At 72.6% G+C, this 13,311-nt stretch carries 12 protein-coding genes; 8 read left to right on the forward strand and 4 right to left on the reverse strand.

Annotated elements, in window-relative coordinates; translation table 11 throughout:
* The first annotated feature begins 11 nt into the window (after positions 1–11).
* From ABZ172_RS18380 to ABZ172_RS18390, 3 genes are all read left to right on the forward strand, one after another.
* Complete coding sequence (locus ABZ172_RS18380) at positions 12–938, forward strand: ABC transporter ATP-binding protein (RefSeq protein WP_356884759.1); 927 nt, start codon at positions 12–14, stop codon at positions 936–938.
* Positions 935–1,702 carry an ABC transporter permease gene (locus tag ABZ172_RS18385; RefSeq protein ID WP_356884760.1) on the forward strand — a complete coding sequence of 256 codons (768 nt, stop codon included), beginning with the start codon at positions 935–937 and terminating at the stop codon, positions 1,700–1,702. Before ABZ172_RS18380 ends, ABZ172_RS18385 begins: the two co-directional genes overlap by 4 nt.
* A 78-nt stretch (positions 1,703–1,780) precedes the next feature.
* Positions 1,781–2,761 carry a COX15/CtaA family protein gene (locus tag ABZ172_RS18390; RefSeq protein WP_356884761.1) on the forward strand — a complete coding sequence of 327 codons (981 nt, stop codon included), beginning with the start codon at positions 1,781–1,783 and terminating at the stop codon, positions 2,759–2,761.
* An 89-nt stretch (positions 2,762–2,850) separates the two neighbouring features.
* On the opposite strand, the gene ABZ172_RS18395 is transcribed toward ABZ172_RS18390, so the two are convergent.
* Complete coding sequence (locus tag ABZ172_RS18395) at positions 2,851–3,216, reverse strand: hypothetical protein (RefSeq protein WP_356884762.1); 366 nt, start codon at positions 3,214–3,216, stop codon at positions 2,851–2,853.
* 99 nt (positions 3,217–3,315) lie between these two features.
* Positions 3,316–4,263 (reverse strand): heme o synthase, encoded by a 948-nt coding sequence (locus ABZ172_RS18400; protein WP_356884763.1) that lies wholly within the window; start codon positions 4,261–4,263, stop codon positions 3,316–3,318.
* Positions 4,264–4,555: 292 nt separating this feature from the next.
* Here ABZ172_RS18400 and tkt point away from each other — a divergent pair, with 292 nt between their 5' ends.
* From tkt to pgl, 5 genes are read left to right on the forward strand one after another with little or no spacing between them, the layout of a single operon-like run.
* Positions 4,556–6,643 (forward strand): transketolase, encoded by a 2,088-nt coding sequence (gene tkt / locus ABZ172_RS18405; protein WP_356884764.1) that lies wholly within the window; start codon positions 4,556–4,558, stop codon positions 6,641–6,643.
* Between the two features lie 34 nt (positions 6,644–6,677).
* Entirely contained in the window at positions 6,678–7,796 is a 1,119-nt protein-coding gene (gene tal / locus ABZ172_RS18410; protein WP_356884765.1) for a transaldolase, read from the forward strand.
* Between the two features lie 5 nt (positions 7,797–7,801).
* A complete protein-coding gene (gene zwf, locus ABZ172_RS18415) occupies positions 7,802–9,334 on the forward strand; it encodes a glucose-6-phosphate dehydrogenase (protein ID WP_356884766.1) in 1,533 nt (510 codons plus the stop codon).
* Positions 9,331–10,362, forward strand: coding sequence for a glucose-6-phosphate dehydrogenase assembly protein OpcA (opcA, locus tag ABZ172_RS18420; RefSeq protein ID WP_356884767.1), 1,032 nt, complete (start codon positions 9,331–9,333; stop codon positions 10,360–10,362). Before zwf ends, opcA begins: the two co-directional genes overlap by 4 nt.
* Positions 10,359–11,141 carry a 6-phosphogluconolactonase gene (pgl, locus tag ABZ172_RS18425; RefSeq protein ID WP_356884768.1) on the forward strand — a complete coding sequence of 261 codons (783 nt, stop codon included), beginning with the start codon at positions 10,359–10,361 and terminating at the stop codon, positions 11,139–11,141. The genes opcA and pgl overlap by 4 nt, the downstream gene beginning before the upstream one ends.
* Positions 11,142–11,275: 134 nt before the next feature.
* Here the strand turns inward: pgl and ABZ172_RS18430 are convergent, their stop codons facing one another.
* Both ABZ172_RS18430 and ABZ172_RS18435 read right to left on the reverse strand, forming a co-directional pair.
* Positions 11,276–12,796, reverse strand: a complete 1,521-nt coding sequence (locus ABZ172_RS18430) for a PH domain-containing protein (RefSeq protein WP_356884769.1) — start codon at positions 12,794–12,796, stop codon at positions 11,276–11,278.
* The gene (locus ABZ172_RS18435) at positions 12,793–13,308 is read right to left on the reverse strand and encodes a PH domain-containing protein (RefSeq protein ID WP_356884770.1); all 516 of its coding nucleotides are present in this window, start codon (positions 13,306–13,308) and stop codon (positions 12,793–12,795) included. Before ABZ172_RS18435 ends, ABZ172_RS18430 begins: the two co-directional genes overlap by 4 nt.
* Positions 13,309–13,311 lie beyond the last annotated feature (3 nt).

Genomic DNA, 13,311 nt, shown 5'->3' on the forward strand with positions numbered 1-13,311 from the left:
ACTTTCCCGCCATGAGCAGTGAGCCCGTCGTACAGGCCAGGGGCCTCGTCAAGCGGTACGGCACCAGGACGGCGGTCGACGGCCTCGATCTGGAGGTCCCGGCGGGCGCGGTGACCGCGGTCCTCGGACCCAACGGCGCCGGCAAGACCACCACGATCGAGATCTGCGAGGGCTACCGGCGGCCGGACGCCGGGACCGCGCGGGTCCTCGGCCTGGACCCGGTCGCGGACGCCGCCGCGCTCCGCCCCCGCGTCGGCGTGATGCTGCAGTCCGGCGGCGTCTACTCCGGCGCCCGCGCCGAGGAGATGCTGCGCCACATGGCCAGGCTGCACGCCCATCCGCTGGATGTCGGCGCGCTCGTCGAGCGCCTCGGCCTGGACGGCTGCGGCCGGACCGCCTACCGCAGGCTCTCCGGCGGCCAGCAGCAGCGGCTCGCCCTGGCCATGGCCGTCGTCGGCCGCCCCGAGCTGGTCTTCCTCGACGAGCCGACGGCCGGCCTCGACCCGCAGGCCCGCCGGGCGACCTGGGACCTGATCCGGGAGCTGCGCACCGACGGCGTGTCCGTCGTCCTGACCACCCACTTCATGGACGAGGCGGAGACGCTCGCCGACGACGTCGCCGTCATCGACGCGGGGCGGGTCATCGCCCGGGGCAGCCCGGAGCAGCTGTGCCGCGGCGGCGCCGAGAACACCCTGCGCTTCACCGGCCGCCCCGGGCTGGACCTCGCCTCGCTGCTGAAGGCGCTGCCCGACGACAGCACGGCGGCCGAGCCGGCCGGCGGCACGTACCGCATCACCGGGCGGATCGACCCGGAGCTGCTGGCCACCGTCACCTCCTGGTGCGCCCAGCACGGGGTGATGCCCGACGGTATCGCGGTGGAGCGGCACACCCTGGAGGACGTCTTCCTGGAACTGACCGGCAAGGAGCTGCGCGCATGAGCGCCGGTACGTACACCCCGCGCCCCGGCGCCGCCCCGCTCCCCCGCATGATCGCGGCCCAGGCGGTGCTGGAGACGCGGATGCTGCTGCGCAACGGCGAGCAGCTGCTGCTCACCGTGGTCATCCCGGCGCTGCTGCTCGTGCTCTTCAGCGCGGTGGACGTCGTCGACACCGGTGCGGGCGACCCGGTGGACTTCCTGACGCCGGGCGTCCTGGCCCTGGCCGTGATGTCCACCGCCTTCACCGGCCAGGCCATCGCGACCGGGTTCGAGCGCCGCTACGGCGTCCTCAAGCGGCTGGGCGCCTCGCCGCTGCCCCGCTGGGGCCTGATGACGGCGAAGACCCTCTCGGTGCTGGTGACGGAGGTGCTGCAGATCGTCCTGCTGACGGTGATCGCCCTCCTGCTGGGCTGGTCGCCGCAGGGCGGTCCGTTCTCCGTCCTGCTGCTCCTGGTGCTGGGCACCGTGGCCTTCTCCGGTCTCGGGCTGCTGATGGCGGGGACGCTGAAGGCGGAGGCGACGCTGGCCGCCGCCAATCTGGTCTTCCTGCTGCTGCTGGTCGGCGGCGGGGTCGTCGTCCCGCTGGACCGGTTCCCGGACGCCGTGCGGTCGGTCCTGGACCTGCTGCCGATCTCGGCGCTCTCCGGCGGGCTCAGGGACGTACTGCAGCACGGCGCGGCGATGCCCTGGGGCGACGCGGCGGTGCTGGCCGTGTGGTCGGTGCTGGGCCTGGGCGCGGCGGCGCGGTTCTTCCGCTGGGAGTGAGCGGGCGCCCGGGGCGTCGTCCCGGCTCACCCGGAAACGCCCACCCCTCGTGAAAACATGCACAAGCCGTTCCCTACGATGGAGCGCGTGGAAACCCCCCTCTCCTTCATCGCCAAGCGCTGGACACCGTCGGTACGGACGGCCCGGCGGGCGGCGCTCGCCGCGGTGGCGATGAGCGTGTTCATCATCGTCACGGGCGGTGCGGTCCGCCTGACCGGTTCCGGCCTGGGCTGCGACACGTGGCCCAAGTGCACCGACGACAGCCTCTTCGCCACCCCCGAGCAGGGTCTGCACGGCGCCATCGAGTTCGGCAACCGGATGCTGACCTACGTCCTGTCGGCCGCGGTCGGCTGGGCCATCATCGCGGCGCGCTCCCTGAAGCCCCGGCGGCGCGGGCTCACCCGCCTCGCCTGGTCGCAGTTCTGGCTGGTGATGGGCAACGCCGTCATCGGCGGGATCACCGTCTGGGCCGGCCTCAACCCGTGGTCGGTGGCGGGGCACTTCCTGCTGGCCAACTGCCTGCTCACGGTGACCGTGGTCACCTGGGTCCGCATCGGCGAGGGCGACGGCGCGCCGCGCCCCCGCGCCCCGCGCCCGGTGGTCCGGCTGACCTGGGGCGTCGTCGCCGCCACGGTCGTGCTGATGGTGCTGGGCACCACCGTGACGGGTTCCGGCAAGCACGCGGGCGACAGCAGCGACGTGCCGCGCATGCCGTGGGACTGGAGCGCCGCCGCGCACGTCCACGCCGTGGCCGCCTGGGTCGTGTGCGCCCTGGCCATCGCGGTGTTCTTCGCCCTGCGCGTGGTGGACGCGCCCGCCGACACCCGGGCCCGCGCCCGTGACCTGCTGCTGGTGCTGCTGGCGCAGGGCGTCGTCGGCTATGTGCAGTACTTCAGCGACGTCCCCGAGCTCCTGGTCGGGATCCACATGCTCGGCTCGTCCCTGATGTGGATCGCGGTGCTGCGCCTGCTGCTGTCGCTGCGCGAGCGCCCGGCGGCCGCCGCCGGCGTCCCCGCTCCGGCGAGCGGGCAGCGGCCGGAGCACGCACCGGCCGTCTGACGACCGCGCGGACGTAGGAGAGCCGCTGTCACCCGGGCCCCCAGGGGCGGGTGACAGCGGCTCTTCGTCGTACCGGTGCCCGGGGTGCGTCAGCCCTTGTCGTTGGAGGGGCCGCCGACCTGGATGCCCGCCATCCGGGACCACTCGTAGGGGCCGGTGCGGACCTTGGCGGCGAACTCGCCGTCGAAGTGCTCGTGGACCGTGATGCCGGCCTTCCGCACGGCGCTCTCGGCGACCGCCCAGGAGGGTGCGACGAGGTCGCCCCAGCCGCCGTCCTCGCCGACCAGCACGATGCGGGTGCCCGTCTGCCCGAGGTGGGCGAGCTGCCCCTCCGCACCGCCGTGCGCCTCGGCGAAGGCGCCGATCTGCCGGGCGAGCTTCGCGGCCCTGCGCTCGGCGCGGGCCGCGTGCTTGTCGTCCGTCTGCTGGGTCTGGGGCTCTGCCGTCTCTGCCATGGCCAGGATGCTACCGACGGGTAGAGGAACGGGCGACGGGCGGGGGGCGTGGCGTCGGCCACGTCCCCCGCCCGTCGGCGGAGCTCTGCGCGTGCGGGACTACCTGAGGAAGGGGTCCACCGCGACGGCGACGAAGAGGAGCGAGACGTAGGTGATGGACCAGTGGAACAGCCGCATCTCCTTGAGCTTGGTGCCGGTGACGCCGGCCCTGGCCCGGTTCTGCAGGCCGTGGGCCTCCCAGAGCCAGAACCCGCCGGTCAGCACGGCGACCAGGGTGTAGAACCACCCGGTGTAGCCCAGCGGGGTCAGCAGCAGCGAGACGCCGACCATCACCCAGCTGTAGACGACGATCTGGCGGGCGACCACCCGGTTGGAGGCGACGACCGGGAGCATCGGGACACCGACCCGGGCGTAGTCCTCCTTGACCTTCATCGAGAGCGGCCAGTAGTGCGGCGGCGTCCAGAAGAAGATCACCGCGAAGAGGATGACCGCGGCCCAGCTCATCGAGCCGGTCACGGCGGACCAGCCGATCAGGACGGGCATGCAGCCGGCGATCCCGCCCCAGACGATGTTCTGCGAGGTGCGGCGCTTCAGCAGCATCGTGTAGACGACGACGTAGAAGAGGAGCGCGCCGAGCGCGAGGGCCGCGGAGAGCCAGTTGACGAGCAGTCCGAACCAGACCGTGGAGATCACGGCGAGGGCGATGCCGAAGGCGAGGCACTCACGGGGACTCACCATGCCGGTGACGAGCGGGCGCTGGGACGTACGGTCCATCAGCGCGTCGATGTCGCGGTCGATATACATGTTGAGCGCATTGGCACCGCCCGCGGAGAGATATCCGCCGACGGTGGTGGTCACCACGAGCCAAAGATCGGGCACGCCCTGAGCGGCGAGGAACATCACCGGGACGGTGGTGATCAGCAGCAGCTCGATGATGCGCGGCTTGGTAAGAGCCACGAATGCCTTGATGCGGGCCCCGAACGGGCGATGGCCCGTCGGGCTCGGAGTCAAGGCGACCCCTGCGGGTCGGGACTCGACGGCCGTCACGCACACCCCTGACAGAGAAATCCCAGCAAGCTCCGGGCCTGAGGGCCCGGTGAAGACTTGCGCGAACCAGACCACTGTAGACGTTGGGCCCACGCCGCCCTTCGCGGGGGTGGGGTCGTGTTGACGTGGCGCAGAAGTGAACGGCGGCGCTCATACGGGAGGCGAACTCCGCAGGTCGCCCGCACTGTGGAAAGGCAAGAAGTACCGCCTTGCGACGGGGGTAGGCTCGACAATGCCCGGTGCGGTAACCAGTCACCGGTTTACGAACAGTGGAGAGGAGCCCTGACTCAGGGTGAGCACCAAGCCGACCACCGCAGACTTCCAGTGGACCGAATCGGACCAGCGGGCCGTGGACACCGTCCGTGTCCTGGCCGCGGACGCCGTACAGAAGGTCGGAAACGGCCACCCGGGTACGGCCATGAGCCTGGCTCCCGCCGCGTACACCCTCTTCCAGAAGGTGATGCGCCACGACCCGGCGGACGCCGACTGGACCGGGCGCGACCGGTTCGTCCTGTCCGCGGGCCACTCCAGCCTGACGCTGTACATCCAGCTCTACCTCGCCGGGTACGGCCTGGAGCTGGACGACCTGAAGGCGTTCCGGACCTGGGGCTCCAAGACCCCCGGCCACCCGGAGTACGGCCACACCACGGGCGTCGAGACGACGACCGGCCCGCTGGGCCAGGGTGTCGCCAACGCCGTGGGCATGGCGATGGCCGCCCGCTACGAGCGCGGCCTCTTCGACCCGCAGGCCGCGGCCGGCACCTCTCCGTTCGACCACACCGTCTGGGTCGTCGCCGGTGACGGCTGCCTCCAGGAGGGCATCTCGGGCGAGGCGTCCTCGCTGGCCGGCCACCAGAAGCTCGGCAACCTCGTGCTGCTGTGGGACGACAACCACATCTCGATCGAGGGCGACACGGAGACCGCGGTCTCCGAGGACACCCTGAAGCGCTACGAGTCCTACGGCTGGCACGTCCAGCGCGTGGACCAGCTGCCCAGCGGCGACCTGGACCCCGAGGGCCTGTACCACGCCCTGCTGGCCGCCCGGGCCGAGACCGAGCGCCCGTCGTTCATCGCGGCCCGCTCGATCATCGCCTGGCCCGCCCCGAACGCGCAGAACACCGAGGCCGCGCACGGCTCGGCGCTCGGCGACGACGAGATCGCCGCCACCAAGCGGGTGCTCGGATTCGACCCGGAGAAGACCTTCGAGGTCTCCGACGAGGTCATCGCGCACACCCGTGAGGCACTGGACCGCGGCCGTGAGGCCAGGGCCGAGTGGGAGAAGGGCTTCGCCGCCTGGCGCACCGCCAACCCGGAGCGCGCCGCCGACTTCGACCGGATCTCCGCCGGCGAGCTGCCCGCGGGCTGGGAGGACGAGCTCCCCGTCTTCGAGGCGGGTCACGCCGTCGCCACCCGTGCCGCCTCCGGCAAGGTGCTCCAGGCGCTCGGCGGTGTCGTCCCCGAGCTGTGGGGCGGCTCCGCCGACCTCGCGGGCTCGAACAACACCACGATCGACAAGACCTCGTCGTTCCTCCCGGTCGGCAACCCGCTGCCGGAGGCCGACCCGTACGGCCGGACGATCCACTTCGGCATCCGCGAGCACGCCATGGCCGCGGCCATGAACGGCATCGCGCTGCACGGCAACACCCGCATCTACGGCGGCACCTTCCTGGTGTTCTCCGACTACATGCGCAACGCCGTCCGCCTGTCCGCGCTGATGCACCTCCCGGTGACGTACGTGTGGACGCACGACTCCATCGGCCTCGGCGAGGACGGCCCGACCCACCAGCCGGTCGAGCACCTGGCCTCGCTGCGCGCGATCCCGGGCCTCAACGTGGTCCGCCCCGCCGACGCCAACGAGACGACCATCGCCTGGCGCGAGATCCTCCGGCGCGGCAAGAAGGACTTCGGCACGAGCGCCCCGCACGGTCTGGCACTGTCCCGCCAGGGCCTGCCGACCTACGCGGCGGACGAGAACGCCGCCAAGGGCGGCTACGTGCTCTTCGACGCCGAGGGTGGCGAGGCCCAGGCCGTGCTGATCGCCACGGGTTCCGAGGTCCAGCTGGCCGTCGAGGCGCGTGACGAGCTCCAGGCGGCCGGTGTGCCGACCCGGGTGGTCTCGATGCCGTGTGTCGAGTGGTTCGAGGAGCAGGACCAGGCGTACAAGGACAGCGTGCTGCCGCCGTCCGTGAAGGCCCGGGTCGCCGTCGAGGCGGGCATCGGCCTCACCTGGTACCGCTACGTCGGCGACGCCGGCCGGATCGTCTCGCTGGAGCACTTCGGCGCCTCGGCGGACGCCAAGGTCCTCTTCCGCGAGTTCGGCTTCACCGCCGCGCACGTCGCGGAGGCGGCCCGGGAATCTCTCGCCGCCGCCGCGCGCTGACGCCGACATACGACAAGTAGGAGATGCAACTCTCATGACAGACGCACTCAAGCGCCTCTCCGACGAGGGCGTGGCGATCTGGCTGGACGATCTGTCCCGCAAGCGGATCACCTCCGGCAACCTCGCCGAGCTGATCGACCAGAGCCACGTCGTGGGTGTCACGACGAACCCGTCGATCTTCCAGAAGGCGATCTCGCAGGGCGACGGCTACGACCAGCAGCTCACCGACCTGGCCGCCCGCAAGGTCACCGTCGAAGAGGCCATCCGCATGATCACGACGGCGGACGTCCGTGACGCCGCCGACATCCTGCGCCCCGTCTTCGACGCCACCGGCGGCCAGGACGGCCGGGTCTCCATCGAGGTCGACCCGCGCCTGGCCCACGAGACCGTGGCCACGGTGGCCGAGGCGAAGCAGCTGGCGTGGCTGGTGGACCGGCCGAACACGCTCATCAAGATCCCGGCGACCAAGGCCGGCCTGCCGGCGATCACCGAGGTCATCGGCCGGGGCATCAGCGTCAACGTCACGCTGATCTTCTCGCTGGAGCGCTACCGCGAGGTCATGGACGCCTACCTGGCGGGCCTGGAGAAGGCGAAGGCCGCGGGTCTGGACCTCTCCAAGATCCACTCCGTGGCGTCGTTCTTCGTGTCCCGGGTGGACACCGAGATCGACAAGCGGCTGGACGCGGTCGGCGGCGACGCGGCGAAGGCGGCGAAGGGCAAGTCCGCCCTCGCCAACGCCCGTCTGGCCTACGAGGCGTACGAAGAGGTCTTCGCGGGCGACCGCTGGGCCGCCCTGGACCGGGCGCAGGCCAACAAGCAGCGTCCGCTGTGGGCCTCCACCGGTGTGAAGGACCCGTCCCTCAAGGACACCCTGTACGTCGACGACCTGGTCGCGCCGAACACGGTGAACACCATGCCGGAGGCGACGCTGGACGCGGTGGCCGACCATGGGGAGATCACCGGTGACACCGTCACCGGTGCGTACGACCAGGCCCGTGCCGATCTCGACGCCGTGAAGAAGCTCGGGGTCGACTACGACGACGTCGTCCAGCTGCTGGAGGACGAGGGCGTCGAGAAGTTCGAAGCCGCCTGGATCGACCTGCTCAACTCGACCGAGGCCGAGCTCAAGCGCCTCGCTCCTTCGGAGGGCTGACCACCTTGTCTGGTGTTCCCGGAGCCAACCCGCTCCGTGACGCACAGGACCGACGGCTCCCGCGCATCGCGGGACCGTCGGGCCTGGTGATCTTTGGCGTCACGGGCGATTTGTCCCGTAAAAAGCTGATGCCCGCCGTCTATGACCTGGCCAATCGCGGCCTGCTGCCGCCGGGCTTCTCGCTCATCGGTTTCGCGCGCCGCGACTGGGAGGACGAGGACTTCGCCCAGGTCGTCCACGACGCCGTCAAGGAGCATTCCCGCACCCCGTTCCGCGAGGAGGTCTGGCAGCAGCTCAGCCAGGGCATGCGGTTCGTGCAGGGGAACTTCGACGACGACGACGCGTTCGAGACCCTCAGGTCCACGATCGAGGAGCTCGACAAGGCGCAGGGCACGGGAGGCAACTTCGCCTTCTACCTGTCCGTGCCGCCGAAGTTCTTCCCCAAGGTCGTCCAGCAGCTCAAGAAGCACGGGCTGGCCGACCAGGGCGAGGGCAGCTGGCGACGCGCCGTCATCGAGAAGCCGTTCGGTCACGACCTCGGGAGCGCGCAGGAGCTGAACCAGCTCGTGCACGACGTGTTCCCGCCGAACGAGGTCTTCCGGATCGACCACTACCTCGGCAAGGAGACGGTCCAGAACATCCTGGCCCTCCGCTTCGCCAACACGATGTGGGAGCCGATCTGGAACCGGTCGTACGTCGACCACGTCCAGATCACGATGGCCGAGGACATCGGCATCGGCGGCCGGGCCGGTTACTACGACGGCATCGGCGCGGCCCGTGACGTCATCCAGAACCACCTGCTCCAGCTGCTGGCGCTGACGGCGATGGAGGAGCCCGGCTCCTTCCACCCCAAGGCCCTGGTCGCCGAGAAGCTGAAGGTCCTCACGGCGGTGGAGCTGCCCGACGACCTCGGCAAGCACACGGTGCGCGGGCAGTACACGCACGCGTGGCAGGGCGGTCAGGAGGTGCCCGGCTACCTGGAGGAAGAGGGCATCGACCCCAAGTCGAAGACGGACACCTTCGCCGCGATCAAGCTGACGATCAACAACCGCCGGTGGGCCGGGGTGCCGTTCTACCTGCGCACCGGGAAGCGGCTCGGCCGCCGGGTCACGGAGATCGCGGTCGTCTTCAAGCGCGCCCCGTACCTGCCCTTCGAGTCGGGTGCGACGGAGGAGCTGGGCGGGAACGCCCTGGTCATCCGGGTGCAGCCGGACGAGGGGGTCACGGTCAGGTTCGGCTCCAAGGTCCCCGGCACCTCCATGGAGGTCCGGGACGTCACGATGGACTTCGCCTACGGCGAGTCCTTCACGGAGTCCAGCCCGGAGGCCTACGAGCGGCTCATCCTCGATGTGCTGCTCGGTGACGCCAACCTCTTCCCGCGCCACCAGGAGGTCGAGCTCTCCTGGAACATCCTCGACCCGATCGAGGAGTACTGGGACAAGCACGGCAAGCCCGCCCGGTACGCGGCCGGCACCTGGGGTCCGGCCGAGGCGGACGACATGCTCGCACGCGACGGACGGAGCTGGCGCCGGCCATGAAGATCGATCTCACGGAAACCACGTCCAGCAAGATCAACCAGGCCCTCATCTCGGCCCGCCGGGACATCGGCTCCCCCGCCGTCGGCATGGTCCTCACGCTGGTCATCGTCACGGACGAGGAGAACGCCTACGACGCCCTCAAGGCGGCGAACGACTCCTCGCGCGAGCACCCCTCGCGGATCATCGTGGTGATCAAGCGGGTCAGCCGTTCGCCCCGTGCGCGCCGCGACGCCCGGCTCGACGCCGAGATCCGGGTCGGCTCCGACGCCGGCTCGGGCGAGACGGTCGTCCTGCGTCTGCACGGTGAGCTGGCCAACCACGCCCAGTCCGTCGTCCTGCCGCTGCTGCTGCCGGACGCCCCGGTGGTGGCGTGGTGGCCCGAGGACGCTCCGGCGGACCCGGCCAAGGACCCGCTGGGCGCGCTCGCGCAGCGCCGTATCACCGACACCTACTCCGCCGAGCACCCGCTCGACGAGCTGTCGGTGCGTGCGGCGACGTACCGGCCCGGGGACACCGACCTGGCCTGGACGCGCATCACGCCGTGGCGCTCGATGCTGGCCGCGGCGCTCGACCAGCAGCCCGCCCAGGTCGTCTCGGCGACGGTCGACGGCGAGTCCGACAACCCGAGCTGCGAGCTGCTCGCGATGTGGCTCGCGGACCGGCTCGGGGTCCCGGTCGAGCGGACCCTGTCCGGTGGTCCCGGTCTGACGGCGGTGCGGCTGGAGACCAGGAACGGCGTGATCGTCCTGGACCGTCCCGACGGTTCGCTGGCGACGCTCTCCATGGCCGGTCAGCCGGACCGCGCGGTCGCGCTGAAGCGGCGGGAGACCGCCGAGCTCCTCGCGGAGGAACTGCGCCGGCTGGACCCGGACAACATCTACGAGTCCACGGTGAAGTTCGGCGTGGAGCGGCTCGGTGGTCCCACCGAGCCGTCGTCGGTGGGTTCGGGGCAGAAGCGGCAGGAGCCCGCGGGCGCCGCCGCCCCTGCCGCGAAGAAGGCGGCGGCCAAGAAGGCGGCGGCCAAGTGACCGCTCCGCAGCTCGTCGTGCACCGCGACAAGGAGCTGATGGCCCAGGCCGCGGCGGCCAGGCTGATCACGAAGATCGTGGACGCCCAGGCCGCCCGCGGTTCCGCCTCGGTGGTCCTCACCGGCGGGCGCAACGGCAACGGCCTGCTGGCCGCGCTGGCGGGCTCGCCCGCCCGGGACGCGATCGACTGGTCGCGGCTCGACCTGTGGTGGGGCGACGAGCGGTTCCTGCCCGAGGGCGATCCGGAACGCAATGTCACCCAGGCCCGCGCGGCCCTGCTGGACCGGGTGGAGCTGGACCCCGCCCGGGTCCACGCGATGCCCGCGTCCGACGGACCGTACGGCGGGGACGCCGACGCCGCCGCCGCGGGATACGCCGCGGAGCTCGCCGCGGCGGCGGGGCCGGAGGACCACGGTCCGGTCCCGACGTTCGACGTGCTGATGCTGGGCGTCGGCCCGGACACGCACGTCGCGTCGCTCTTCCCGGAGCTGCCGGCGGTGCGGGAGACGGAGCGGACGGTGGTCGGTGTGCACGGTGCGCCGAAGCCGCCGCCCACCCGGGTCTCGCTCACGCTGCCGGCCGTCCGGGCGGCGCGTGAGGTGTGGCTGCTGGCCGCGGGCGAGGACAAGGCGGAGGCGGCGGCGATCGCGCTGTCCGGGGCCGGGGAGATCCAGGCACCGGCGGCCGGGGCCCGGGGGCGCAGCCGCACGCTGTGGCTGCTGGACGCCGCGGCGGCCTCGAAGCTGCCGCGTGCGCTGTACCCTCCGGCGTCCGCGTAGCGCGTCCCGTCCGGGGCCCGGTTCCCGCTCCCAGGAGGAGCGGGGGCCGGGCCCTTCGCCGTGGGACCGGCCGGCCGTCCTCCGGGAGCGAGGGGGCGACGGGACCGGCCGGACGCCTTCGAGGAGCGAGGGGGCTACGGCGCAGGCCGGCCGCGTTCCAGGAAGGGTTCGAGCAGCCCGGGGACGGCCTCCGCGGCGAAGGCGAGCCCCTCGCAGGCGTCGGTGTCGTACGCCGTGCAGGAACCGCTTCCGGCGGCCGTGGTGGCGGTGACGCTGAGCAGTCCGGCCCGGCGCTGGAACCACGACTGCCGGATCGTCCAGCCGATGACACCGGAGCGCTGCAGGGCCGCGGTGGAACGCCGGACGGTCCCGGAGCGGGTCACCAGGTAGCCTCCGCTGAGCGTGTGCCCCAGGGACCGGTACGCGTCGAGGGCCAGCAGCACCGCGACGGGCAGGGCCACCGCCGCAGAGCCGAGCGCGGTCCACAGCAGGACGGGCGTCAGCAGGGCGCCGAGCAGGACCTGCACCAGCACGGGCGGCAGCACCACGGCCAGGGCGCGGCGCAGCCGCCGGTCCCGGGCGGCGCGGGGGTGGGCCGTGAGGGGCGCGCCGGTGGGGGCGTACGGCTCGCGCAGCACCTCGGCGGCGACGGCGTCGGCCAGCGGACGGGGCACCGCCGGGAGCAGGGTGTCGTGGTCGGCGCCGTGCGCCTCCTCGTCCTTGGCCAGCCCGGTCGTGATCGCGTCCACCCGGGCGGCGCCCGCCAGCCGTACGCCCAGCGGCTCCACCAGGTGCACCCCGCGCAGCCGGCGTTCCTCGACGGACAGCGAGCGCGAGGTCAGCAGTCCGCGCCGCACCCGCAGGGTGCCGCCCGGTTCCCGCTCCAGGCGGTAGCCCCACCACCTCTCGGTCCAGAGCCCGAGGGCCCCGACGGCGCCGGTGGCCAGGGCCGTGGCGGCGAGGATCGCGATCGTCCGGGCCGGCGGGCTGTCCCGGAGGCGGTCGGCGATCCAGGCGATCACCTCGGCCTGCACCCCCGCCCACTCGCTGATCTGGAGCACGCCGCCGGCCGCGGCTCCGCCCAGCGCGGGTGCGACGAAGGAGAGCGGCGCGTAGCGGATCCAGCGGAGGTCGAGGGCGGCCAGCTCGCCCTCGCGGTGCTCGCCGGCGGCCGGTCCGGTGGCACGGTCGAGGAGGGCGCGGCGCAGCCGCTCGCCCTCGGCCCTGCCGACCGGGTCGAGCTCCAGGGTCGACTCGCCGCCGGTGTGCTCGCCGGTCCCGATGCGGACCGAGACCAGCCCCAGCACCCGCAGCAGCGGGTGGGCGGTGAGGTCGACGCTGCGGATCCGTTCGCGGGCCAGTGAGCGGCGCTTCACCAGGAGGAGCCCGGTGTGCAGGTCGACGCGCTCGGTGCCGACGCGGTAGCGGGTGCGCCGCCACCGCACGTGGTCGGCGGCGGTCGCACCGCCGACCAGCAGCGCCGCCCCCGCCAGGACCCAGCCGACGGCCCTCGCGGGGCCGAGCCGGTCGGCCAGGGCGACCGCGACGGGCACGGCGGCACCCGCGGCGACCCCGGCCGAGACCAGCGCGGTGACCAGGACCGTACGGGGGTGGACGCGCCGCCAGCCGGGGCCGTCGTCGGCCGCCGTGCTCACGTGGCGTCACCGGGGGTGTGCCGGGTGATGCGGGTGAGCCGCTCGGTGAGCCCGGCGGCCACCTCGTGGGTCAGTCCCTCGATCCGTACGGCGCCCTTGGCGGACGCGGTGGTGACGGTCACCGTGGCCAGCCCGAAGAGCTGTTCCAGGGGACCCCGCACGGTGTCCACGGTCTGGATGCGGGACATCGGCGCGATCCGCCATTCCCGCAGCAGGACCCCGGTGCGCACGTAGACGGCCGCGTCGGTGACCTCCCAGCGGTGGGTGCGGAACCACCACACCGGGAGGAGGAGGGCGCCCAGCAGGCCGGCCGCCGCGAGCACGGCGGCCGGCGTCAGCAGCCAGAGCCTGGCCGGCGCGAGGAACGCGCCCAGCATGCCCAGGACCGCCACCGGGGCCGCCGTCAGCAGCAGCAGCCGGGCCCGCCACCAGCCGACGGCCCGGGGGGCCGGGGCGTTGCGCGGCGGCCTGAGGCGTATCGCCCCTTCCCCTTCCGACGCGGGTGCGGTCACCGC

Source organism: Streptomyces sp. NPDC006296 (assembly GCF_040613235.1).
Taxonomy (GTDB): Bacteria; Actinomycetota; Actinomycetes; order Streptomycetales; family Streptomycetaceae; genus Streptomyces.

Bases quoted from the DNA above. Each gene is read 5' to 3' on its own strand.
- ABZ172_RS18380 (WP_356884759.1), top strand. From the start codon at position 12: ATGAGCAGTGAGCCCGTCGTACAGGCCAGGGGCCTCGTCAAGCGGTAC.
- ABZ172_RS18385 (WP_356884760.1), top strand. From the start codon at position 935: ATGAGCGCCGGTACGTACACCCCGCGCCCCGGCGCCGCCCCGCTCCCC.
- ABZ172_RS18390 (WP_356884761.1), top strand. From the start codon at position 1,781: ATGGAGCGCGTGGAAACCCCCCTCTCCTTCATCGCCAAGCGCTGGACA.
- ABZ172_RS18395 (WP_356884762.1), bottom strand. From the start codon at position 3,216: ATGGCAGAGACGGCAGAGCCCCAGACCCAGCAGACGGACGACAAGCAC.
- tal (WP_356884765.1), top strand. From the start codon at position 6,678: ATGACAGACGCACTCAAGCGCCTCTCCGACGAGGGCGTGGCGATCTGG.
- opcA (WP_356884767.1), top strand. From the start codon at position 9,331: ATGAAGATCGATCTCACGGAAACCACGTCCAGCAAGATCAACCAGGCC.